A 20,694-nucleotide genomic window follows, 5' to 3' on the forward strand; every position below is an offset into this window, starting at 1 on the left:
ATCGGTACTTAATAAAGGGGTTAGGGGACAACAGAGAAGTCGATGAAGACGCAGTCGAGACGCCGGTTTCTCGAACTCGCCGGCGCGGGTACGGCAATCGCGCTCGCGGGATGTACGGGGGGGCAGAACCCCGGCACCAGCGGCGACCCGACCGGCACGGAATCCGGAACGGAGACGGTGACTGAGACGACCAGCCAAACTACGACCACGGAAAAACAGGAGACGACGATGAGCACGGTATTTCACTACAGCAGTGGCAAAGGACATCAAGAACACGCGGTGGCGAACGTCGCCAACCTCCTCAACGACGACACGACGGACGTCGAGCCGGTAGCGCTGGTCGCCAACGGACAGGGCATCCGACTCGTGGTGAAAGGGGAGTCGATCGTGGCGGACAGAGTGACCTCGCTCGCCGAACAGGGCATCGAGTTTAAAGCGTGTCAAAACAGCATGGAGGCGTTCAACTTCTCGACCGAAGACCTGCTGGCAGGCGTCGAAACCGTCCCGGCAGGCGTCGGCGAACTCACGAAACTGCAGGCGGACGGCTACGCCTACATAAAGACGCCCTAGAACGACTCCATCTCGCGTTCCAGTTCGCGCAGTCGCTCAACCCGGCGTTCGGTGCTCGGGTGCGTGCTGAACAGTCGTCCGACGAAACCGCTCCGGATTGGGATGATGAAGAAAGCGTTCATCTCCGCCTCCTCTCGCAGGTCCTCTTTTGGCACCTTGTCCATCCGTCCGTCGATGGTCATCAGGGCCGAGGCGAGCGCCGACGGTTTGCCGGTGATAGTCGCACCGCCCCGGTCTGCGGCGAACTCGCGGTACCGCGAGAGCGCCCGGATGAGGAGGTAGCTGACTATCCAGACGACGAGCGAGACGAGGATGGCGACCCAGATAGGTGCCTGATTACGTCGGTCGCCGCCGCCGAACAACCAGCCCCAGCGGACGACCATGAACGCGATGGTCGAGAGGAACGACGCGATGGTCATCACCATCATGTCGCGGTTCTTGACGTGCGCGAGTTCGTGTGCGATGACGCCCTCCAGTTCCTCCTCGTTCAACGTCTGCAGCAGTCCGGTCGTCACGCAGACGGCGGCCTTCTTCTGCGAGCGCCCCGTCGCGAAGGCGTTCGGCACCCGCTGGTCGCTGACTGCCACCTTCGGCTTCGGGAGGTCGGCCTGCTGTGAGAGACGACCCACCGTCGCGTGGAGTTGCGGATACTCCTCCTCGCTCACCTCTTGTGCGCCCATGCTCCACAGCGTGAGTCTGTCGCTGAAGAAGAACTGAGCGAGCGAGAAACCGCCGAACACGAGCGCGATCACCAACACGCCCACGTCCATGTACGCGAGCGCGCCGATGAACACGATGTACAATCCGAACAATAGGAACATCGTCAGCCCCATTCTGGCTCGAAGTCCCCAATCTGCTTTCCACTTCATGCGCCAGTCTAGGGATTCAGACCGTTTAAAGATTCGTCGCATACGCGAGGAAGGTAGTACGGTCCACGGACGAAGAATGTCCGAGACCCCCACTTCCGTCGTTCATAGCTGGGTGAAAGACGGCGGAGAGAGACGGGCATCGCCGAAGAGAGATTGTTGCACTCCGGGTGGGCCAGAACGCTTACCCACGAATGTGGCGTACCGATGAGTATGTTCTACGAACCGGGGAGGGTACGTCGATGACCGGGACGGTCCTCGTTACCGGGAGTCTCGACCGTACCGCCCCGTGGCTCGCCGTTCATCTCGCCGAACGGGGGTGGGACGTGACCTGCGTCGGCCTCTCTCGAACGGAGTGGGAACTCGAAGCGTATCGGGGACTCTCGTTCCGTGCTGCCGACCTGACCGAACAGGTCGAGACGGCGGAGGTCGTTTCGAGCGAGAATCCCGACGCGGTCGTCCACTGGACTCCGCTCCCGTCGCCGGAACGCCACGCCGGTATGCGTGTCTTCGAGAACAACGTCATCAGCGCGTACAACGTTCTCACCGCCGCCGGGCGGGCGAATGCACGCATCGCGTGGGCGTCGGGCGAGAGCGCGTACGGGTTTCCCCTCGCCGGAGAGCCGTCGCTGCCGGAGTACCTGCCACTGGACGAAGACCACCCGCTCCAGCCAGAAGACCCGTACGGAACGTCGAAAGTCGTCGGCGAGGAAATCGGTCGGATGGTCGCCCGGCGATACGGCGTCTCCGTCGCGTCGATTCGCGCCTCGTGGGTACAGTTTCCCGGCGAGTACGACTGCGTCGACGCTCGCGGTGACCTCGCGACCGGTGCGGGCAACTTCTGGTCGTACGTCGACGTTCGCGACGTCGCGACCGCCATCGAACGTGCCATCACGGCGAGATTCGACGGTCACGAACCGTTTCTCGTCGGAGCAGAGGAGAACTATCTCGACCGGCCAATCGAAGATGCCCTCCACGAATTCTTCGGAGCGGTTCCGGACGACTGTCGCGTCTCGGGACACGACTCGGCACTCTCGACCGCGAAAGCCGAGTCGACGCTCGGCTGGCAGCCGACGAACTCGTGGCGCGATGCGGTCGACGAAGACGAGGCCGTTCTCACGTGAGTCTTCTACAGGCTTAAAAGCGAGAACGACTAACGACCGGTAATGACCGAGTCCCGCGAATTCTGCCCGAACTGCGGTGACCCCATCTCGGTGGACACCACGGAACGGGACTACCCAGCGTCCGCATCCCGCCGGGAACGAAAGCTCTGTGACGCGTGTTATTTCGACCGGTTCGACCTCGTGGACGCCCCGGAACGAATCGAAGTCCGAGTGTGTGCCCAGTGTGGTGCAGTCTACCGAGGGAGGCGGTGGGTAGACGTCGGTGCGCGCGACTACACGGACATCGCTATCGAAGAGGTGAGCGAGTCGCTCGCCGTCCACGTGGACGCAGAGGACGTCTCCTGGCAGGTCGAAGCCGAGCAGGTAGACCAGAACACCATCCGGATGCACTGTTACTTCTCGGGGGTCGTCCGGGGAACGTTCGTCGAAGAGGAGGTCGTCGTCCCCGTCATGCTCGCCCGCCAGACCTGTACCCGCTGTGGTCGTATCGCGGGGGACTACTACGCCAGCATCGTGCAGGTCCGGGGCGTCGAACGAACGCCGACGGCCGAAGAGAAACAGCGCGCCCGCGAGATAGCCACCGAAATCGTCGCGGACATGGAGGCGACGGGCGACCGAAACGCCTTCGTCACCGACGTAGACGAGACGCCGGACGGACTAAATCTCAAGGTCTCGACCAACAACATCGGCAAGAAAATCTCGAACAAACTGGTCGAGGAGTTCGGCGGCAGTTTCAGCGACTCCGAGACGCTCGTCACGGAAGACGAGGACGGCAACGAGGTGTACCGCGTCACCTACGCTGTCCGCCTCCCGCCGTTCACGCCGGGCGACATCATCAGCCCCGACGACGACGAGGGACCGGTGCTCGTCCGAAGCGTGCAAGGAAATCTGAAAGGGAGACGCATCACGACCGGCGAGGAGTACGAAGCGCGCTTCGAGGACGGACACGCCCCCGACGCGCGGAAACTGGGAACCATCGACGACGCACAGGAGACGACGCTCGTGACGGTCGAAGACGACCACGCAGTGCAGGTGCTCGACCCGGAGACGTACCAGACGAAGACCATCGCCCGCCCCTCGTACGTGGACGAGGACGCCGAGATGGTCTCGGTGTTCAAGAGCCGAAACGGTCTCTACGTGGTGCCCGATGCGTAATCTCGCCGCACTGGTCGAGAAGTCGCGGGCCGAGGACGCCATCGCCGACCTCACGGCGGAGGGCATCTACGACGACTCCAGGAAGGTGTGCGAACACGACGAGGAGACGGTCGAACTACCGGTGAGCCGGGAACCCGAGATGACGCCGGTGATAGACGTCGTCGAACAGGCGAATCCGGAGCGGCGGCTTCCAGACCTCGAATCGTACCTCAGCGCGGACGGGTGGTCCGACGACGAACTCGCTCGCGTGCCGAAATCGTGGGCCGTCGTCGGCAGCGTCGTGCTCGTACAGTTCGGCGACTGCACCCGGCAAGCGGAGGTTGGGGAAGCACTGCTCTCCCTGCACGGTGAGGCCGAGACCGTCCTCGCCCGCGGTGGAATCTCGGGTGAGCACCGCGAACCCGACGTGACGGTCGTCGCGGGGTCGGGCGACACGGAGACCATCCACACCGAACACGGAACGCAGTACGCACTCGACTTGCGGAGTATGATGTTCGCCCCCGGCAACCAGCGAGAGCGCGTCCGGATGGGCGAACTGGTCGAACCCGGCGAGCGCGTCCTCGACATGTTCGCCGGAATCGGTTACTTCACGCTCCCGATGGCCCGCGCCGGAGCGCAGGTGACGGCGGTCGAGCGCAACCCGACCGCGTTTCGGTTCCTCCTCGAAAACGCCGTGTTGAACGACGTGACCGACAGAATCGACGCGTACCGGGCCGACTGTCGAGACGTCGACGCGAGTGCCGAACGCGTCCTCATGGGCTACTACGATGCCCACGAATACCTCGATACCGCACTCGCAGCGCTGGAACCCGGCGGCGTCGTCCACCTCCACGAGACGACGCCCGAGAATCGACTCTGGGAGCGTCCCGTCGGCAGGCTTCGGGACACAGCCAGCGACCACGGGCGTGAAATCGAGGTGATAGACCGCCGTAAAGTGAAAAGCCACAGCGAAGGCGTCTGGCACGTCGTCGTAGACGCGAAGGTCGACTGACCGACCGCGACGGCGTGTCGACCGTTACCGAAGATTTATTTCCCCGGATAGTTTTGCCAGTCGTATGGAAAACGTTCGACAGAAACTGATCTCGCTTTTCTTCGTCGGCCTGATGGTGTTCTCGGCGGTCGCGTACACCGTAACCCTGCTGTGAGCGACGCTGTGGTCGGCTATTCCGTCTCCCACACGTCCGCCATCGGACTCTTTCGGTCGCGCGAGCGTCCCGTCTGCCCGCTCGACCCCGCGTCGCTACGAACTCGTCCACTCCTCTCGCCCTCGCTTCCGCTACCTCGTCCGCTACTCCCCCGACTCGCACTGCCGGGGTCGAACGCCGGCAGGTCGGGGTGGGACATCCGGTCGACCTGCTCTGCGAACCAGTCGGGCATGTCGGTGCGAGCGCGGTCGAACAGCTGGAGGAGACTGGAGTCGGCGAGGTAGGTCGCGCCGTAGTCGTCCGGCGAGCGAACGACGCGCCCGCAGGCTTGGATGACGGTTCGCAGCGCGGTCCGGTAGTACCACGCCCACTGGCCGTCTTCGAGTCGGTGGGCGACCCGCGAGTCGCCGGTGTTCGAGAACGGAGCCTTACAAAGCACCTGCCAGCGTGCGAGGTCATCGTTCAGGTCGAGGGCTTCTTCCATCTTCACCGAGAGGAATACGTCGGGGTTGTCGCTGGCTTTCCACGCTTCGAGGTCGGCGTCGCGTGAATCGCGTTCGTGGGCGCGCACCCGGTCGCCGACGCCGAACTCGCGGAGCGTCTCGGCGAGTTGCTGCTGGATGTGATAGGAGTGGGCGTGGACGATTCCCTTCTCGTCCGGGTGGGCCTGCATGACACGGACGACGATTCGCGCTATCCTCGGCAGGGTCTCCTCGCGGTGCTCGTAGGTCATCTTCCCCTGGGTCACGTCGTAGAGCGGGCGATTCTCGACCGGGAAGGTGTGGCCTACGTCCACGAGCGCGACGCGGTCGGGGTTGAGACCGACCTGCCGACAGAACGCCGCCTTGTTCAGGATGGTGGCAGAGAGGAGCGCGAACTTGTTCCCGCGCTCCCAGACGGTGTGAGCGAGGTAGCGCTCGGGGTTCATCGGCTTGATGGTAATCGGGCCACCTTTCCCGTCGGGTTGGTCGACCACCCACTCCGTCGCGCTGTCCGGGTTGCGGTAGTCCTCGACGAACCAGTCGAGTTCGGAGACGAGTTCCTGGAACCGGTCGCGGCGGGCTGCCTCCGGAGCGGTGAGTTCCGGCTTGGCGACGAGGTCGTCTTTGCGGCGCTTGCAGGTTCCCGTGAGGCGTTCGGCGTACTCCACCGCCCTGTCCAGTCCGGTCACCTCGGGAATCTTCAGGTCGTCCCAGATGGGAACGGTTCGAGGATTCAGGTCGATGGTCGCATACATCTCGGCCCACTCGGCGAGCCCGTGGGCTTCGTCGATGACCACCACGTCGCGCTTGCGGAACACCTCCGAGCCAGCGGTGCGCATGAAGTAGGCGAGCGTCATCGCCGCGATTTCGCGGTTGCTGGCGATGGCGCGGTCGGAGAAGTACGGACAGCGATGTTTCACCGAGCAGTCGTACCCCTTCTCGCGGGCACAGGGCGCTCTATCGACGGGGGTGTCGTGTTCGCCCGGCAGGATACAGGAGTAGTTTCGCTTCCCGCGGATGATTTTGAGGTCGTCCAGCAGGTCGTCGCCGGCCACGTCGTCGAGTTGCGACACCTGCGGCGTCGTGTAGTACGCCCCTGTCGCGTCGCTCGGTGCGGCGTCGTCCACGCGGCGGGCACACCCCGCGATGGCGCGGGCGAGTAGCGACTTACCGCTTCCCGTCGGGGCACGAACCAGCACCACGTCGTTACCGTCCTCGAAGGCGTCTCTGATGTCTCGGAGGGCGTCTCGCTGGTTGCCGCGAAAGGAGGGCGCGGGAAATTCGTTTCGAATCCGCTCGGGGTTCACTGTTGGGGTAACGCGTGGCCGCGGCGTAAAGCCTCCGGGTTCACCACCGAAGATTTTTGTGCCAAAGTAGATGAATCAGAATATATAGTAGCGGGATTCGAAACCGGCGAGCGAGAGACGGACGCCTGCTCAGGAGAGCAAAATGACACCGGCGGGGTCACTCCTCTAAGGCCGCCACGTCCTCTTTCGTCGGATAGTCCGGTAACTGGTCGATGCAGGCATAACAGAGGAAGTGTTCGCTCCCGTCCTCGAACTCCAGTGTCATTCCGCCGGACGACTGTGGGTTCGTGTTCCAGAGGTTAGCGATACCGCCCGCGATGGGAACTGCCGCCCCACAGCCGTCGCACTCGTCGGTGGTCATACCACTCGGTTAGGATGCGTGTAAGAAAGAACGTTCGGCACGTTCCTCCCACTCACACGAACAGTTCCTTTTTGCCGTATCGGACCAATCGTCGTGCAATGACCGACAAGTTCGACGAATCGTCCGCCAACCGCGACGCGTCGACGGACCGCGAACGTCCCACCAACCGCGACCCGCCTGCGGATAGAAGGTCGCCCGTCGGCGAACCTGTCATCCGCGGAAACAGGGCTGTCACCGGCGAGCGCGCAGACGAAGCGAAAGCGTTCGACCCGACCGACCCGGACAGCGTCGCCGAGGCGGCCGAGACCGTCCGGGCGTTCGCAGAAGGAAACGCCGGAGACGAGGACAACGTCTACATGCTCCGCGGGGCCGCGGCCTGTGCCGCACTTGTCCGCGGCGAGGGGTCGTACAAAGGGGCGAAAGAGCGGGCAGGAGGAGAGACGACGATCGCGTTCATCCGCAAGTGGGCGCGGGTACACGACCTCCCGCGGTCGATTCGTCGCCACGTGGCGGTGGGACACATCGCGCCGACGGCGGCAAAGCACATCGCACGGGTCGGCGGCGATGCCCGCTATCAACTCGCGTGGGCCGTCCTCGACGATTCGCTGACCGTTCGGGACGTGCGCGCTATCGTCAGCGAAATCGACAACGGAACACCGGTCGAACGCGCCCTGCGCGAACACGGCGTCACCCCCGGCCGAATGACGCTCACCCTCCCGTCGGAGGTGTACCGCGAACTCCGGCGGGATGCCGCACTCAACGGAGAGAAACCCGAAGACGTGGTCGTGCGCGCGCTCGAACGAGAGTTCGAGTAGGAGCGTTCGGGGAGTCGAAGCTCAGTCGAGGAACTCACGGGCCGCATCGACGAGCACTGCGCCCGCCGCCTCGACGTCCGGCCAGTGAACGGTCTCGTTCGGGAAGTGTGCCTGTTCGATGGTGCCGGGCCCGAACACCACGGACGGGATGCCGGCGGCGACGTAGTGACGCGAATCCGCACCGTAGGTCTCGCCCCGGAGGTTCGTTTCGAGGCCGAAGTCGGCCATCGCGGACTGGAGTGCACCCACGACCGGTTCGTCTGCGTCGATTTCGGCGGGTTCGAACTGGATGGAGAATCGCTCGAACTCGGGGGGATGCTCGCTGAGCCACTCGCTCTCGGCGACCACCGCTTCGAGACGGCGTTCGTAGGCCGCTTCGACGTCGTCGACCGTCTCGCCGGGAGCGACGCCGAGGCGCATCTCGGCGGTGAGGTTCGCCGGGATGGTAGACGACCACGTGCCCGCGTCCACGGTACCGACGACGATGGGCCACGGAATCTCGAACTCCTCGTAGAGGGGGTGTGTGACCGACTCACTTCGCTCGGCTTCGAGTTCGAAGAACGCCCGCCGGATGCGCTCGAAGTGCGGGAGGACGCTCTCTCCCCGCCAGCGCGTGGCCGCGTGCGCGGAGCGCCCCGTGAGGCGGAGCCGTTTCATCACGCTCCCCTCGGTGGCGACGACGGGGGTGAGGTCGGTCGGTTCTGCGACGATGGCCGCGTCGCGCTCAAAGGGGTAGGGGTTCGAGAGGGCCGCGGCGACAGCGCCCAACCCGCCTTCCTCCTCGCCGACGACGCTCTCGACGACGACTCGTCCGTTCGACCCCTGCTCGTCGCGCTCCGCGAGGTGTTTGGCCGCGAAGACGCAGGCCGCCAGCCCGGATTTCATGTCCGCCGCGCCGCGTGCTGTCAGGTCGTCGCCGTCCCACGTCGGTTCGAAGGGGTCGGTATCCCACGATTCGCGGGTGACCGGCACCACGTCCACGTGCCCGTTCAGCACGAGCGTCGGGCCACTCTCGGGGTCTCCGAACTCGAGCACGCCTGCGACGCTGGGGCGCTCGGCCAGACTCGGCCCGTCGGCGCTCGCTTCGGTGTGTTCGACGTCGGCAGGGTCGTCGGGAAACGAGGGGTGGCCGGCCAACTGCTCGGCGTCGGCAGTCCACTGGTAGGTTTCGAAGCCCAGCTCGGCGAGTCGGTCGGCGAGCCACGCCTGGGCGGGACCTTCCTGTCCCCCGGTCGTGTCGAACGCGAGGAGTTGTTCGGTGAACGCCCGCATCTCGTCGCCCTGGGCGTCGGCGAACTCTGTCATGGTTCGACAGTGGTGGGCAGGATGGTAAACCTTGCTGACATCGAAACCGACGGCGGGTTCCGGGACGGAATGGTAAACGTTTAACCGTCACCACCCGCAAGAGCAGTTGAGGGCTGGTAGCTCAGTTAGGCAGAGCGTCTGGCTTTTAACCAGACGGCCAGGGGTTCAAATCCCTTCCAGCCCGCTTCTGCGAGGAACGAAGGTGACGAGCGACGAGGATAATCGAGAGAGAGAGATTCGAAGGCACGGAGCTAAACGACTCGATTTTTCCCGCTCAGTCATCGTGAACTCCCGCCGAAAAATTGTGGCGTATACACGCTAACCGACACGAAAAGAGAGACAGGAGAACAGCCGAATACGGAGAATCGGGGTCCAGCAGCGATCGTACTCCAGAAATCATCACATTCCCGACCGTGTTACGTGGTAGCCCGCCTCTCCAATCATTTAACCGTGTTCGCCACTAACGATGCGTGTGAGTGAAAAAACAGAGCGACGAAACCTCCGAATGCCATCGAGCGACGAAATGTTCGGTGTCGTAACCGAGCACAACGGCGGGAACCACGTTCGCGTCCGCTGTGAAGACGGCGAGAACCGAATGGGCCGAATTCCCGGCCGAATGAAGTACCGGACCTGGATCAACGAGGGCGACGTCGTCCTCGTCGAACCGTGGGACTGGCAGGACGAGAAGGCCAACATCGAGTGGCGCTACACGGGGCAGGACGCCGACCAGCTGCGGCGCGAAGGCCACATCCAATAATTCCGTCTTCCTCTGGGAACCAACCGTGAGAGCGGCTGCGTCGTCTCGGAATCGGTTCCACCAGTTGCGACCGTTCGTCTAGCCCGACGAGTGACCACGACCGGGGTAGACGACCGGAGTCAGTGCGCGACCCACCGTCGTTCAGCAGTTATTATAAGTCAGTCGGACACAGAACACGGATATGAACCGCTACGTCTCGGACCCGCTCGAACCGCTCGGAATCGCCTTCGGTGTCTTTCTCGTGCTCGTCGGCGTCGCAACCCTCGTCGGGATGCCGTGGGCGAACAAATCCGGCAGTGCCCTGCTCATGCTCGGGCAGATAGTCGGTGCGCTCTCGGCAGTTGGTATCGGCGCAGCTCTGGCGTGGGTCGTTCGAGCGTGAAAAAGTCGATTCGCCGAGTTAGCCTTTGAACGGCAGGTAGGCCATCATCGCCAGCAGTGCTGCGGCGAGGAAGCTGAGGATGGAGACGCCCCACAGCCCCGCGATGCGCTCCTGGAAGTGAGCGATTTCCTGTTTCTGGTCGGTGTAGGCTTTCACGTCCTGTGACAACAGCATCTTCCCGCCTTCGCTGTGTGCCACGTACGTCTGGTTGTTCGGGCCGAGGTCGACCTGACCGCCGTCGGAAATCGACGTTTCGGTCGTCTTCGGTGCCGTCCATTCGAGGGTCACCGACTCCTTCGAGATGTTCGAGACGGTGGTCGAGTTGTTCTCGTACTGGAAGTTGTTACCCGTCCGGAGCGTTCGGGTCTCCGGTTCGCCGAACTGCTGGCGCTTGTACTCGTCGACCGGAACGAGTGACTTGTTGCCGTCGCTTCCGTTGACCACGACGTAGGTCTGGCCGTCCTGTTGGACCGTCTGTGTGTTATTACTCAGGTTCTGCACCTCACGAAGCGTCGCCTTCGAAGGGCTCGACGTGTTCGGGATGAGGAGTCTGAACGTCGTGTTACCCTGTTCGACGGTCGAGTTGTTCTCTAGCGCTGCCGTGTAGGTGGCCGACTGGTTCGTCCACGCGACTTTCGCCGAGCCCTCACCCAGGGAGGTGACGTTGTACTGGCGTCCGTCGACGCTCAACTTCTGTCCCTGCTCGGAGAGGGTCTTGTCCGGATTCTCGATCGAAACCGTCGGCTCCTGAGCGACTCCGATGAGTGAGTACGCTCCGGCAGCGATAACGAGAAAGACGGCGATGTAAATGCCCGCTGCTCGTCGTTGCATATCCTAGCCCCAGTCCGCGTGCAGTATAATGGTTACTTTTTCGCGACACGGCGGACACTGGCTTCGTTTCGGTATCCGAGACGGATCCCCAGGGCGAGAATCGACGGTATCAGCCCGACGAACGTCGGTTTGAGGACCATATCGGTAGATTCGGAAGGACGAGCGGCCACTCGGCACTCCCTCGACGCTCTGGCCGAACAGACACGAGGGACGACGGAGTTCTCGTTACCGCGTCGCCACGAAGACGACGCCACTCCACGCGAAAGCGACGAGGCCCGCGGCGAACAGCAGTGGTCGGTAGCCCGTGCTCGCCGCGAGTCCGGCAAACGATACAGGGCCAACGGCCCGACCGAGGAACGTCGTACTGTTACGGATGCTCAGCGCACCGGCCCGGAATCGAGGCAAGACGAGACCGCTGATGGCCGCGTCCACCGAGGGCATGCTCAAGCCGATGCCAGCGCCGAGGAACGTCACGCCGACACCGACCAGCAAGACGGTGGGGGCGAGCCAGACGACGAACAACCCGATACCGTAGCAGGCGAACCCGACCGTGACGATGGTACCGTTCGAGAAAAATCGGGCGAAGCGGCCGTTCTGTGAGGCGACGAGGACGGCCACCGCTTCCGTGACCGTCACGACGAGTCCGATGAGCACCGGCGAGAGGGAAAACTGCTCGGCGAGGAGGAAGGGAAGCGCAGTGAACACCGACCCGAACAGCAGGAGTTCGGTGAAAAAGGCTGACCCGTAGAAGGTGGCCGTCCGTCGGCCGGTGAGCGCTGAGAGCGCTCCTCTGATGTACGCGAGGCTCCGAGACTCGCGCTCACTTATCGGTTCGTCGAGGACGAACAGGGAGAACACGGCGACCGGGAGTCCCGCGAGATAGGCCAGAAACGGTACGTTCCACGCGTAGCCAACGAGGATGCCACCGACGAGCGGGTAGAGTGCCGCGCCCGCCGAGAGTACCGCGGTGTTCACACCGAGAACGGCGTTCCGCTGGATCCCGTCGAACGCGTCGCCGATCAGCGTCACGGTCGTGATGAAGATGCCAGCGGCGGCCGTTCCCTGGACGAGTCGAACCACCAGCAGCGTCGTGAAATCCGGGGCGAACGCCAGCACACCACCGCCGAGGCTGAACACGAACAGGGAAGGAACGAGAACGTTTCGTCGTCCGAGTCGGTCGGCCAGGATGCCGATGAACGGTGAGAGAACGATACCCGTCAGAAAGTACACCGTGATGAGCAGACTGGCCTGTGCGTCGGTGATACCGAACGTATCACGGATGACCGGCAGCGCAGGGCTGACGAGCGGGACACCCAGCGGAGCGAGTGCCGTACTGGCGAGCACGACCCGAATCGTCGGCGACCGCCACGGGACGGTCGTTCGGGTCGGTTCACCGGGTACTGTCGTCATGCTCTGTCTCTCGATTGGGGTAACGATATATCCACGTTCGAAGTTCGACACCCGCAAAATGGAATCATCAACGACAGCGCACGTAATCAAACGCACAGTGACACGGAGGATCGATTTCCGTCGCGAGTTCGCTAACGGTCTCGTCTCGCCGCGAACGTGACGTCCATTCTCATCCTCCCGATGGGGTCTCGACGACAGTCGAACCTGCCGTCGCGACACGCCGTGCTATCGATGGTCGAAACTGACACCTCGAATCTCGTTCTCCGGAGCAGACACGGCACCAGACAGCAATCAGTCACAGTCGGACGCCGATTCAATCACAAATTCGACATATGGGGACAAAGCGGTATTACTGTGAGTACTACGGATACCGGACGTACTATCAGATTTGTGTCGCGCGAGTCGGTGACGATTGGTCAGAAGTTCGATCGACCCGCGGACGTCGCTCGGTGAACTACCCATCAGCCTGGCGGACTCAGAAAGGGCAAGGCCATCTCGGACGTCCCGACCCCGCAAGCACCACAGGCACGAGGAGCGCAGCGGCGGCCGCGGGATGCCGAACGGCCGAGGGCTTTCGATGGGTAGTTCACCGCGACGACCGCTTTTGGGAGGAACCAGCGGCGTTCGAACCGTCACGGTGGGAACGAGAGTCGGACCGCCCGGCGTACGCCTACTTCCCGTTCAGCGGCGGGCCACGACACTGCATCGGAATGCGATTCGCTCGTCTCGAATTAGTGGTGGCGTTGGCGACGATGGTTCAGCGCGTCGATTTGAACGTCTCCGTCTCGGAACCGCTGACGTTCGCCCCCACGATCTCGTTGCAACCCGAAACGGCCATCGAGGCGACAGTACGGAGGTGCTGAGTGTCACCGCTACTCCGATGGCCTGCTCCGGTCACGAGCCGTCACTGCATGTGAGCGACGTCGTGCCGATTTTCCCCCGCATAACGAGGAAGAGCGGAGATTGACGGAGACGTTCGGAACTAGTAATTATATTGATTGAATCGGAGTGCACTTGTGGAACGGCGAGCAAAGCCGCCCGAAACGGGTCGCCATTCCACTTTTGTGAATTGGACGCGTATCGTGTCCATGAAACGACGGGGGTTTCTCGGCACCGTGCTGAGTGGGGTCACACTGGGAATCGGTAGAATTGGGGAGTCGGTCGCAGTAGCAACCAACAGGCAGGCACCCGCTTCAGTCGGTCTTGAAACGCTCGCCAGCGGGATGCAAGCGCCGGTAGACGTCGCTTTCGCGCCGGATGCCGACCGGCGGTATATCGCCGACCAGGACGGCCGAATATACGTTCACGAATCGAACGGGCTTCGCGACGAATTGTTCCTCGACCTGCGCGACGCCATCGAGTTCGATGGCGAGAAAGGACTCCTCGGTATGGCACTCCACCCCGACTTCGCGGAGAACCGTCGGTTGTTCGTCCGCTATAGCGCACCACGCCGGACGGGAACTCCACCCGACTACAGTCACACGTTCGTCCTCGCGTCGTTCACGGCGACCTCGGATGGCCGGCGAGTCCTGCGCGACTCCGAACGGTCGGTCTTGGAGATTCCCGAACCGGAGAGCAATCACAACGCCGGTGCGATTCGATTCGGCCCGGACGGATACCTGTACGTGGCGGTCGGTGACGGTGGTGGTGGCGGTGGGGGTGTCGGCCTCCAGAGCACTGGGCAAGACGTGACCGAGAACCTGCTCGGGAGCATCCTCCGCATCGACGTCGATGGTCGCGACGACGGGAAGCAGTATGCGATTCCGGAAGACAATCCGTTGGTCGGTACGAACGGTCTAAACGAACACTATGCGTGGGGGTTCAGAAACCCGTGGCGACTGTCGTTCGACGAGTCCGACCTCTTCGTCGGCGACGTCGGAGAGAGTCAGTTCGAGGAGGTCGACTTAGTGTCGAAAGGGGACAACTACGGATGGAAAATCAAGGAGGGGACACACTGCCTCGAAGATGGTTGTCCGGATACGCTACCCGAGCGCGTTCGAGGCGGTGAACGACTCATCGATCCGATTATCGAGTATCCTCACGCCGAGGGGGACGTCAGCGGGGTTTCGGTCATCGGTGGCCACGTATATCGCGGGGCATCGGTTCCGGCGTTGGACGGGACGTACCTCTTCGGCGATTATCAGGCGGCTGGTCGGCTGTTCGCCGCGACGCGTCCCGACGACGGCGGATTGTGGCCGACAGAGCTGGTCGAAGTGGCTGGAGAAGACGAGAACAAACTGGACCTCCTCCTCTCGTTCGGCCGCGACGACGATGGCGAGATGTACGTCCTCGGTATCGGAACCGACGGCGGCGGGTTCCATCGCGTCGTCCCAGCGACGTAATCGAGCAAGCGGCGGCAGAGACCGCTATCGGTCGTCTGTTCCGTCGAAGCGAAGGTGGTACGGCCAGCCGGGGAACTGTCGAGCGTCGTGAGTCGAGGGCTTCACGTCGTGTGGCCAGCATTCGATGACGAATTCCCCCGCTTCGTGGTCGGCGCGAACGATGCCGTATCCTTCTCGTTTCAACCGCCGGTCACCGATGTGGTAGCTCGGTCCGATCTTTCGACGTTCGAATTCTTTGAAGGAGAGTTTGGGATTGGCGACTGCGAGCATCCGAACATCGTTACCAAATGCGTCCGTAAACTCGCCCGTGTGCGGCGTGCCAGCGCCGTTCGGAAGTTCGTCGGTCGGTTCGAACCATCGCTGAAAAAGCGTCGCACAGGCTGGCGCGGCAAACTGCACGACGCCGTCTGAATGCGTCTCGAGTCCGTGCCGAGCCAGCGTCGCCAGATGCTGGTCGCCACAGAGCGAGAGCGCTCCTGCCTCCCGCAATACGCGAACGAAATCATCGCGCTTTTGCTTCGGGTAACCACTGGTATCGTAGTCCTTTTTGGGCTGTCCTCTGGGCGTCGTATGCAAGCTCGCCAGCGTCGTCCGCATGAGACAGATTCGGGCTGCATTCGCACCCTCGTTGTTCGCCCATTCGTGCAGGAATTCGTTCTGCCGTGGGCCCAGCAATCGCTCGTTGTTCGGTGTTTGTCGGTCGTGCGGACTCGTTTTGAACTTTCGGTCCTCGACGATTGCGAAGTCGACACCGCCGTAGCGAAACGCCGTATAGTATGCCGAGATGTCTCGTCGGACAGGAGCGGAGTCGTACGAGTCCGGATTGTGACTGCTCTGTGTCCGGTGAACCAGGTCGATGAATGCTGCCGAACGGGCGTACCCACCCAGTCGAATCTGGTTCGCAGGTGCGGCCTTTCCGCTCTCTCCCCAGAGGTTCGATTGGTACATGTCGTGGTCGTCGGTCAGAACGATTGCCGGTCTGTCCCGCGTCATTTCGCCGAACGCCCACATCCACAGATACCACTTGTAGAGATAGTCGAGAGTCGGGGTTTCGTCCCCGACCTTCTCTGTGGGGTTACTCTGGTAGATTTGGTCACCGACGAACGCGAGGAGGTCCGGGTCGTGGGTTAGCGTGTTCTCGATGAGTTCGGAGTAGGGGAAATAGATGTTTTCGTGCGTGTACCTCCCTAACCCCCGTCGTCGTGGGAGGTCGAGTTTGCCGGATCCTGCTTCGAGCCATCGTGCGGTTGGGGCAACACAGCTGAATAGCCCGACCGTGAGTTCTGACGCATCGTCGCCGGGGTCAGCAGGGATGCGCCCACTGTACGTAGTTCGCATATTCGATTGGTGGGACTGTTCTTTCGATTGTCGGTCATCTCGATCGGGCTGCGGTTCGACTCGCTGGTCGTATACGATTCGATAGGTCCACGCGCGAGTCGAATCCCAGTCGTCGACTCGGAACGGTGCCGTGTATCCTCGTCCCAGAGTAGTCGAACCACCAGTTTGCCACGCTTGTTCTCCATCTGCTGGCCTGTACTGGAGATGGACGGTTTGCGATTCGGCATCCCCAACCGGCATGAGTTGTGCCGTGAGACGCAACTCGGTTTCATTTACTGAGTAGAGCGTGCCGGCGATTGGCCCGAACGTCCGCTCCGGATACTCGGCGATTTTTGTTCCACCAGTTCGGACGTCTTCGAACCACCAGCGTGCACCGGGTTGGCCGGTGGGTGGTGAGGAGACGAGCGAAATACCGCCCAGCAGGTGCGAACCAGGAACGTTTCGACGCGTCGCTCTCGCGATTCGTTCGCCACCCGATTGTTGCACGGAAATGTGAACGGTGAAACGACCATCTCCCTGGGGAAGGATATCGACATCGAGTCGGTATTTCTGACCGGGTTCCTGTTTGCGCGGGCCACCGTGAGGATACGCTTTCGTCGATGGTTGTTCTGCGAACCGCAGCGGGTGGATTTCGTCGGTATGTTCACGAAATCGTACTCGTCCACCCCGCTCGAACGTGCAGAGGACTCCGCCACCGATGCCCGATCCACGCTGTGCCAGTGCCGCTGCACGATACTCCAGCGACCCGTTTCCGACGCCGAGTAGGATCCCGCAGAAGCCATCGCGATTTGCATTACCTGCGATTCCCGTTCGAACGGAGATGTGTCCCGGCGCGTTCCCCTCGACAAGGTGTCGTGTGAGAATGCCCACCGTCCGTAGTTCGCGGTCTGGCCTGCCACAGGTACATTCGATTCGGCCGTCGTGGAGGCGCCAATCGTCGAGGCGATTGCTCCAGAACTCGGGACCGATCCAAGGACGAGTAACGTCTTTTTGAAGCGACGCGACCGGTTTCAGTCGGTGCTCTCGAAGCGATTCCCACGGTTGGAGGCCGTTTTCGGTCAGCTGGGTTCGCTTCGAGGGCTCCAGGAGGCCGACACCAACCATTCCCAGAAACTGTCTTCGGCCGGCACGTGCAGTATTCGGTTCCTCCGGTGGCGGAAAACGTTGGTCGGTCATCTAATCCCCCTCAATATAGCTCTTTCCGAGAGTTATTAGCTGTTTGTGGACGTTGTCGGCGGGGTGTTTCACCATGGCCAGTGAACCGCTTCGGGGTCAAGCCCCGAGGCACTCGGCCTACCCTGCCTGTAGATCGTGAATCCATGCTGAAACCAGGCTCGTACAGAGCATTTAACCTAAAATGCAGGGTGTAGAAGCCGTCCTCAACGCGCTTCGTGCGTTGGGCGGGGTAGTTTTCACCTTGCGAGCGATTCGGAACACTCGATCTCCTCTGATGGGTTGGTTAGCCAAAATTAATAAGTAGTCATACATCTTCTCGCAGGGAGAGTCACCATTGCACTGGGAAACGAGTATGCAAGTCCGTAGCAAACCCTCGAAAACCGGCCTTTTTTTGCTCGTGGCCGGTATTCTACTCGTCGGGCTGACCTTCGGTGCGAGCTGGGCGCTCGCACCGAACACCACGAAAATAACGTCGCAATCCAACACCACCGTACTCGTCGGGGTGCAGGGCCCGGGGTGGGGAGGAAACGTAACCGCACTCGACAATGACGGAAGCGTGCAATGGAGCGTTGGGAAGGCGATCAGCTACCAGGGCGTTTCGACGCTCGAAAACGGAACGATACTAGCGACCTATGCCGACAAATATCGGCGGTGCGGTCCGTTCGACTCGCCCTGTAAACGAACGGGGGTGCGGTTCATCGAGCCACACTCGAAAGACACGATTACCGGCGAGTGGAGCTACCCCGTTCGAACGCGGAAAGACAGCGAGGTCCACGACGCGGAGATGCTCCCCTCTGGCGAGTTACTCGTCGCGGACATGGAGTACGAGAGCATCTATACGTACAACTTCTCGACGGGACAGAAGACGTGGGTCTGGAACGCGAGCCAATACTACGACGCCCCGCCAGACCCCACGAAAACGGACTGGCTCCACATCAACGACGTCGACCGGATTGGGCCGGGTCGGTATCTCGTCTCGGTGCGAAACACCAACCAACTTGTCATCGTCGAGCGCGGAGAGGGCGTCGTCGAGGTCATCAACAAAAACCGCAATCCGTCGCTGCTCAACAAGCAACACAATCCACACTGGCTCGGGGACGGAGCCGTCCTCGTAGCAGACTCCGAGAACCACCGCATCGTCGAACTGCATCGAAACGAATCGACGGGACGGTGGGAGGAAGCGTGGGTCGTTTACGAAATCGATGGTATCGCACTAGATTGGCCGCGCGATGCCGACCGTCTACCGAATGGCCACACGTTCATCACGGATAGTCGAAACAACCGCGTGGTCGAGATAACGCAGAACGGAGACGTGGTCAACAGCTATCAGGTGCCAGACTTGCCGTACGAGGCCGACCGGGTGCCGTACGGCGAATCGTTTGGACAGCCCTACAATTCGGATGGGTCGAATGCAGTTCTCGGCGAGCAGAACATGGAGGTTCCGATTCTTTCCCCACTGCTCACGGGCGCCCGGCACGTCGTTTCGCTCCCGTTTTGGGTCTCCGAACTACACGTGCTAGCGGTGCTCGTCGCCACCATCCTCTGGCTCGTTGGGGGATTTTTGCTGACGAAAGCGTGGTGGTCGTCCCGCTACCTATCAGAGGGGGAATGAAACATCCAGCGTTTCACTGCGCACGTTGGGACGGATGTGCGGGAGACCGAAGCCGGGACGACCAACGTTAGACTCATGACTCTGAAACTAACTTATAGTCCCATGTCCGACCGCTCGTGAATCACTCATCCTTTTCGACGCCTCACTAAGGATAGGATCCCTGGTGGCTTATCGCCAATCCACAGTATTACAGCGATAGTGCCCCGGGGCTTGCCCCGTGTGGTACTTCACGTACGTGCGAGGAACGTCCGAATCGCGGTGCTGAAGTAGTCGGGATTATCGAGATTTGACGCGTGGCCAGCATTCGGTACCTCATCGATTTGTACGTTCGGGACATGGGCCCCTAGCTCCGCGGCATGACACTTGATGAACGGAAGTTCGTTCTCGCCGTAGAGAACGAGCGTCGGGGCCGTAATAGCCGAGAGGTCGACCGACATGTCGTGAAACCGCGTCATCGACCGAATCACCTTCGCGAACTCGTCGGTGGACATTTTCGGTCCCGTTCCACGGATTCGTTCGACCTTCTCGTAGTCGCCGCTGGAGCCACGAAAGAATCGCTCCGTCAGCCACACGTTCGCCTTTTCCACTCGCTCATAACCGACGAGTCGAACTGGTGGGATGAGGCTATTTAAAGCGACACGGCGCAGAAACCACTCGCCGCGAGTGAGGATGTTCGGGGTGAACGTGTCGGCAAGCACCACCCCGGCTACCTGATCGGGGTACCGTGCCGCATACGTCTTGGCAACCAGCCCGCCCAAAGAAAGGCCACAGAGCACCGGTCGAGCGAGGTTTAACGCCGTCACGAGTCCGTGGAGATCCTCCACGTAGCGTTCTACCGTGTACTCGGGTTCGGACGACCCGCCAGTCCGGCCGTGCCCACGAACGTCGTAGGTGACCGTCGTGTAATCATCGCTGAGAGTGTCGACCTGCGGGTTCCACATCGAGTGATCGACAATAGCCGCGTGGACGAACACCACTGGTGGGCCCTCGCCACGACGCTTGTAGTACGTCTCGATATCGTTCGTTTGAACTGTCGGCATCTACCCTTTCAGAGGCTTCGCACCGAAATGAACTCAGCGTACGCCGACACTCACCCGTGTCCACCACACCTACAGACAGATAGTTGCAGGAGACCCTGTACGTCGGTTGAACTATTATCCTTGCTTGTGTACGGTTAGCATGGAATCTTCGCTCGACGACATCGAATTCCTCGCTCGCTCGGACCACCGTACGGCCGTCCTCGATGCGCTCGCCGAGCGCCCCTGCGACCGGAATGAACTTCGCGCGACGACGGGCGCATCCTCACCGACTATGGGTCGGATACTCGGCGATTTCGAGGAGCGCAGATGGATCGTTCGGAAGGGTCCGAACTACCGACTCACGCCACTCGGCGATTACGTGGCCGAACGGTTCGCAGACCTCCGCAAAGCGATGAAAACGGAGCGGAAGTTACGAGACGTCTGGCAGTGGCTTCCGCGAGAGATGGAGGATTTTTCCGTCGAGTCGCTCATCTGTAGCGGTGAATACTTTTTCATGACTGGAGTTCGTAGCCTTCCCCAGCATGGTCAGCAGAGAGAGTGTCAATGAGGTCTTTCTACCTGACAAAGAGGACTGTTTAGAGTATCTGCGTGATCAGCGATGGCCGGACAGGGTGACGTGTCCGCACTGCGAGAGTGCGGACACGATCAAGAAGGGAACAACACGAAAGGACGCTCA

At 61.7% G+C, this 20,694-nt stretch carries 19 protein-coding genes, 1 tRNA gene and 1 pseudogene; 13 read left to right on the forward strand and 8 right to left on the reverse strand.

Annotated features, from left to right (window positions below; all coding sequences use genetic code 11):
- Nucleotides 1-42 precede the first annotated feature (42 nt).
- On the forward strand, nt 43-570 hold the full coding sequence (locus tag ACR3FF_RS09500) for a DsrE family protein (RefSeq protein ID WP_458187770.1): 528 nt from the start codon (nt 43-45) through the stop codon (nt 568-570).
- Here ACR3FF_RS09500 and htpX read toward each other — a convergent pair.
- Nucleotides 567-1,439 carry a zinc metalloprotease HtpX gene (gene htpX / locus ACR3FF_RS09505; RefSeq protein ID WP_458187771.1) on the reverse strand — a complete coding sequence of 291 codons (873 nt, stop codon included), beginning with the start codon at nt 1,437-1,439 and terminating at the stop codon, nt 567-569. The two genes, ACR3FF_RS09500 and htpX, sit on opposite strands and share 4 nt — an antisense overlap.
- Nucleotides 1,440-1,678: 239 nt before the next feature.
- Between htpX and ACR3FF_RS09510 the strand changes: the two genes are divergently transcribed.
- From ACR3FF_RS09510 to ACR3FF_RS09520, 3 genes are read left to right on the forward strand one after another with little or no spacing between them, the layout of a single operon-like run.
- Nucleotides 1,679-2,560, forward strand: coding sequence for an NAD-dependent epimerase/dehydratase family protein (locus ACR3FF_RS09510; protein ID WP_458187772.1), 882 nt, complete (start codon nt 1,679-1,681; stop codon nt 2,558-2,560).
- A gap of 42 nt (nt 2,561-2,602) precedes the next feature.
- Nucleotides 2,603-3,715 carry a 60S ribosomal export protein NMD3 gene (locus ACR3FF_RS09515; protein WP_458187773.1) on the forward strand — a complete coding sequence of 371 codons (1,113 nt, stop codon included), beginning with the start codon at nt 2,603-2,605 and terminating at the stop codon, nt 3,713-3,715.
- The gene (locus ACR3FF_RS09520; protein WP_458187774.1) at nt 3,708-4,706 is read left to right on the forward strand and encodes a class I SAM-dependent methyltransferase; all 999 of its coding nucleotides are present in this window, start codon (nt 3,708-3,710) and stop codon (nt 4,704-4,706) included. The genes ACR3FF_RS09515 and ACR3FF_RS09520 overlap by 8 nt, the downstream gene beginning before the upstream one ends.
- A gap of 170 nt (nt 4,707-4,876) precedes the next feature.
- Here ACR3FF_RS09520 and ACR3FF_RS09525 read toward each other — a convergent pair whose 3' ends face one another.
- Nucleotides 4,877-6,649, reverse strand: coding sequence for a helicase C-terminal domain-containing protein (locus tag ACR3FF_RS09525; protein ID WP_458187775.1), 1,773 nt, complete (start codon nt 6,647-6,649; stop codon nt 4,877-4,879).
- Between the two features lie 157 nt (nt 6,650-6,806).
- A complete protein-coding gene (locus tag ACR3FF_RS09530; protein WP_458187776.1) occupies nt 6,807-7,010 on the reverse strand; it encodes a DUF7561 family protein in 204 nt (67 codons plus the stop codon).
- A gap of 98 nt (nt 7,011-7,108) precedes the next feature.
- Here ACR3FF_RS09530 and ACR3FF_RS09535 point away from each other — a divergent pair, with 98 nt between their 5' ends.
- Nucleotides 7,109-7,825 carry a DUF7119 family protein gene (locus ACR3FF_RS09535; protein ID WP_458187777.1) on the forward strand — a complete coding sequence of 239 codons (717 nt, stop codon included), beginning with the start codon at nt 7,109-7,111 and terminating at the stop codon, nt 7,823-7,825.
- Nucleotides 7,826-7,846: 21 nt separating this feature from the next.
- Here the strand turns inward: ACR3FF_RS09535 and ACR3FF_RS09540 are convergent, their stop codons facing one another.
- Nucleotides 7,847-9,130, reverse strand: a complete 1,284-nt coding sequence (locus ACR3FF_RS09540; protein ID WP_458187778.1) for a M20/M25/M40 family metallo-hydrolase — start codon at nt 9,128-9,130, stop codon at nt 7,847-7,849.
- A 110-nt stretch (nt 9,131-9,240) separates the two neighbouring features.
- On the opposite strand from ACR3FF_RS09540, the gene ACR3FF_RS09545 reads away from it, so the two are divergent.
- The 3 genes from ACR3FF_RS09545 (at nt 9,241) to ACR3FF_RS09555 (ending at nt 10,269) form a co-directional block, all read left to right on the forward strand.
- Nucleotides 9,241-9,314: transfer RNA gene (locus tag ACR3FF_RS09545), tRNA-Lys, on the forward strand.
- A 288-nt stretch (nt 9,315-9,602) separates the two neighbouring features.
- The gene (gene eif1A / locus ACR3FF_RS09550) at nt 9,603-9,887 is read left to right on the forward strand and encodes a translation initiation factor eIF-1A (protein WP_458187779.1); all 285 of its coding nucleotides are present in this window, start codon (nt 9,603-9,605) and stop codon (nt 9,885-9,887) included.
- Between the two features lie 181 nt (nt 9,888-10,068).
- Complete coding sequence (locus tag ACR3FF_RS09555) at nt 10,069-10,269, forward strand: DUF8123 family protein (RefSeq protein WP_458187780.1); 201 nt, start codon at nt 10,069-10,071, stop codon at nt 10,267-10,269.
- A gap of 18 nt (nt 10,270-10,287) precedes the next feature.
- Here the strand turns inward: ACR3FF_RS09555 and ACR3FF_RS09560 are convergent, their stop codons facing one another.
- A complete protein-coding gene (locus ACR3FF_RS09560) occupies nt 10,288-11,100 on the reverse strand; it encodes a hypothetical protein (RefSeq protein ID WP_458187781.1) in 813 nt (270 codons plus the stop codon).
- Nucleotides 11,101-11,325: 225 nt separating this feature from the next.
- Nucleotides 11,326-12,510 (reverse strand): MFS transporter, encoded by a 1,185-nt coding sequence (locus ACR3FF_RS09565; protein WP_458187782.1) that lies wholly within the window; start codon nt 12,508-12,510, stop codon nt 11,326-11,328.
- Between the two features lie 449 nt (nt 12,511-12,959).
- On the opposite strand from ACR3FF_RS09565, the gene ACR3FF_RS09570 reads away from it, so the two are divergent.
- Together ACR3FF_RS09570 and ACR3FF_RS09575 are read left to right on the forward strand one after the other, a co-directional pair.
- On the forward strand, nt 12,960-13,373 hold the full coding sequence (locus tag ACR3FF_RS09570; protein ID WP_458187783.1) for a cytochrome P450: 414 nt from the start codon (nt 12,960-12,962) through the stop codon (nt 13,371-13,373).
- Between the two features lie 225 nt (nt 13,374-13,598).
- Complete coding sequence (locus ACR3FF_RS09575) at nt 13,599-14,852, forward strand: PQQ-dependent sugar dehydrogenase (RefSeq protein ID WP_458187784.1); 1,254 nt, start codon at nt 13,599-13,601, stop codon at nt 14,850-14,852.
- 24 nt (nt 14,853-14,876) lie between these two features.
- Here the strand turns inward: ACR3FF_RS09575 and ACR3FF_RS09580 are convergent, their stop codons facing one another.
- Nucleotides 14,877-17,366 (reverse strand): alkaline phosphatase D family protein, encoded by a 2,490-nt coding sequence (locus ACR3FF_RS09580; protein ID WP_458187785.1) that lies wholly within the window; start codon nt 17,364-17,366, stop codon nt 14,877-14,879.
- 352 nt (nt 17,367-17,718) lie between these two features.
- Here ACR3FF_RS09580 and ACR3FF_RS09585 point away from each other — a divergent pair, with 352 nt between their 5' ends.
- Nucleotides 17,719-18,978 carry a hypothetical protein gene (locus ACR3FF_RS09585; RefSeq protein WP_458187786.1) on the forward strand — a complete coding sequence of 420 codons (1,260 nt, stop codon included), beginning with the start codon at nt 17,719-17,721 and terminating at the stop codon, nt 18,976-18,978.
- Nucleotides 18,979-19,205: 227 nt separating this feature from the next.
- On the opposite strand, the gene ACR3FF_RS09590 is transcribed toward ACR3FF_RS09585, so the two are convergent.
- Entirely contained in the window at nt 19,206-20,018 is an 813-nt protein-coding gene (locus tag ACR3FF_RS09590; protein ID WP_458187787.1) for an alpha/beta fold hydrolase, read from the reverse strand.
- Between the two features lie 139 nt (nt 20,019-20,157).
- Here ACR3FF_RS09590 and ACR3FF_RS09595 point away from each other — a divergent pair.
- Together ACR3FF_RS09595 and ACR3FF_RS09600 are read left to right on the forward strand one after the other, a co-directional pair.
- Nucleotides 20,158-20,481: pseudogene (locus ACR3FF_RS09595) on the forward strand (helix-turn-helix transcriptional regulator); the annotation flags it as partial.
- A 58-nt stretch (nt 20,482-20,539) separates the two neighbouring features.
- A partial coding sequence (locus ACR3FF_RS09600; protein WP_458187403.1) for a transposase occupies nt 20,540-20,694 on the forward strand: 155 nt, incomplete at its 3' end.

The organism is Haladaptatus ordinarius, assembly GCF_054177595.1.

Bases quoted from the DNA above. Each gene is read 5' to 3' on its own strand.
- ACR3FF_RS09560 (WP_458187781.1), bottom strand. From the start codon at position 11,100: ATGCAACGACGAGCAGCGGGCATTTACATCGCCGTCTTTCTCGTTATC.
- ACR3FF_RS09575 (WP_458187784.1), top strand. From the start codon at position 13,599: ATGAAACGACGGGGGTTTCTCGGCACCGTGCTGAGTGGGGTCACACTG.
- htpX (WP_458187771.1), bottom strand. From the start codon at position 1,439: ATGAAGTGGAAAGCAGATTGGGGACTTCGAGCCAGAATGGGGCTGACG.
- ACR3FF_RS09530 (WP_458187776.1), bottom strand. From the start codon at position 7,010: ATGACCACCGACGAGTGCGACGGCTGTGGGGCGGCAGTTCCCATCGCG.
- ACR3FF_RS09580 (WP_458187785.1), bottom strand. From the start codon at position 17,366: ATGACCGACCAACGTTTTCCGCCACCGGAGGAACCGAATACTGCACGT.
- ACR3FF_RS09590 (WP_458187787.1), bottom strand. From the start codon at position 20,018: ATGCCGACAGTTCAAACGAACGATATCGAGACGTACTACAAGCGTCGT.
- ACR3FF_RS09540 (WP_458187778.1), bottom strand. From the start codon at position 9,130: ATGACAGAGTTCGCCGACGCCCAGGGCGACGAGATGCGGGCGTTCACC.
- ACR3FF_RS09565 (WP_458187782.1), bottom strand. From the start codon at position 12,510: ATGACGACAGTACCCGGTGAACCGACCCGAACGACCGTCCCGTGGCGG.
- ACR3FF_RS09520 (WP_458187774.1), top strand. From the start codon at position 3,708: ATGCGTAATCTCGCCGCACTGGTCGAGAAGTCGCGGGCCGAGGACGCC.
- ACR3FF_RS09585 (WP_458187786.1), top strand. From the start codon at position 17,719: ATGCAAGTCCGTAGCAAACCCTCGAAAACCGGCCTTTTTTTGCTCGTG.
- ACR3FF_RS09510 (WP_458187772.1), top strand. From the start codon at position 1,679: ATGACCGGGACGGTCCTCGTTACCGGGAGTCTCGACCGTACCGCCCCG.
- ACR3FF_RS09500 (WP_458187770.1), top strand. From the start codon at position 43: ATGAAGACGCAGTCGAGACGCCGGTTTCTCGAACTCGCCGGCGCGGGT.
- ACR3FF_RS09515 (WP_458187773.1), top strand. From the start codon at position 2,603: ATGACCGAGTCCCGCGAATTCTGCCCGAACTGCGGTGACCCCATCTCG.
- ACR3FF_RS09555 (WP_458187780.1), top strand. From the start codon at position 10,069: ATGAACCGCTACGTCTCGGACCCGCTCGAACCGCTCGGAATCGCCTTC.
- ACR3FF_RS09535 (WP_458187777.1), top strand. From the start codon at position 7,109: ATGACCGACAAGTTCGACGAATCGTCCGCCAACCGCGACGCGTCGACG.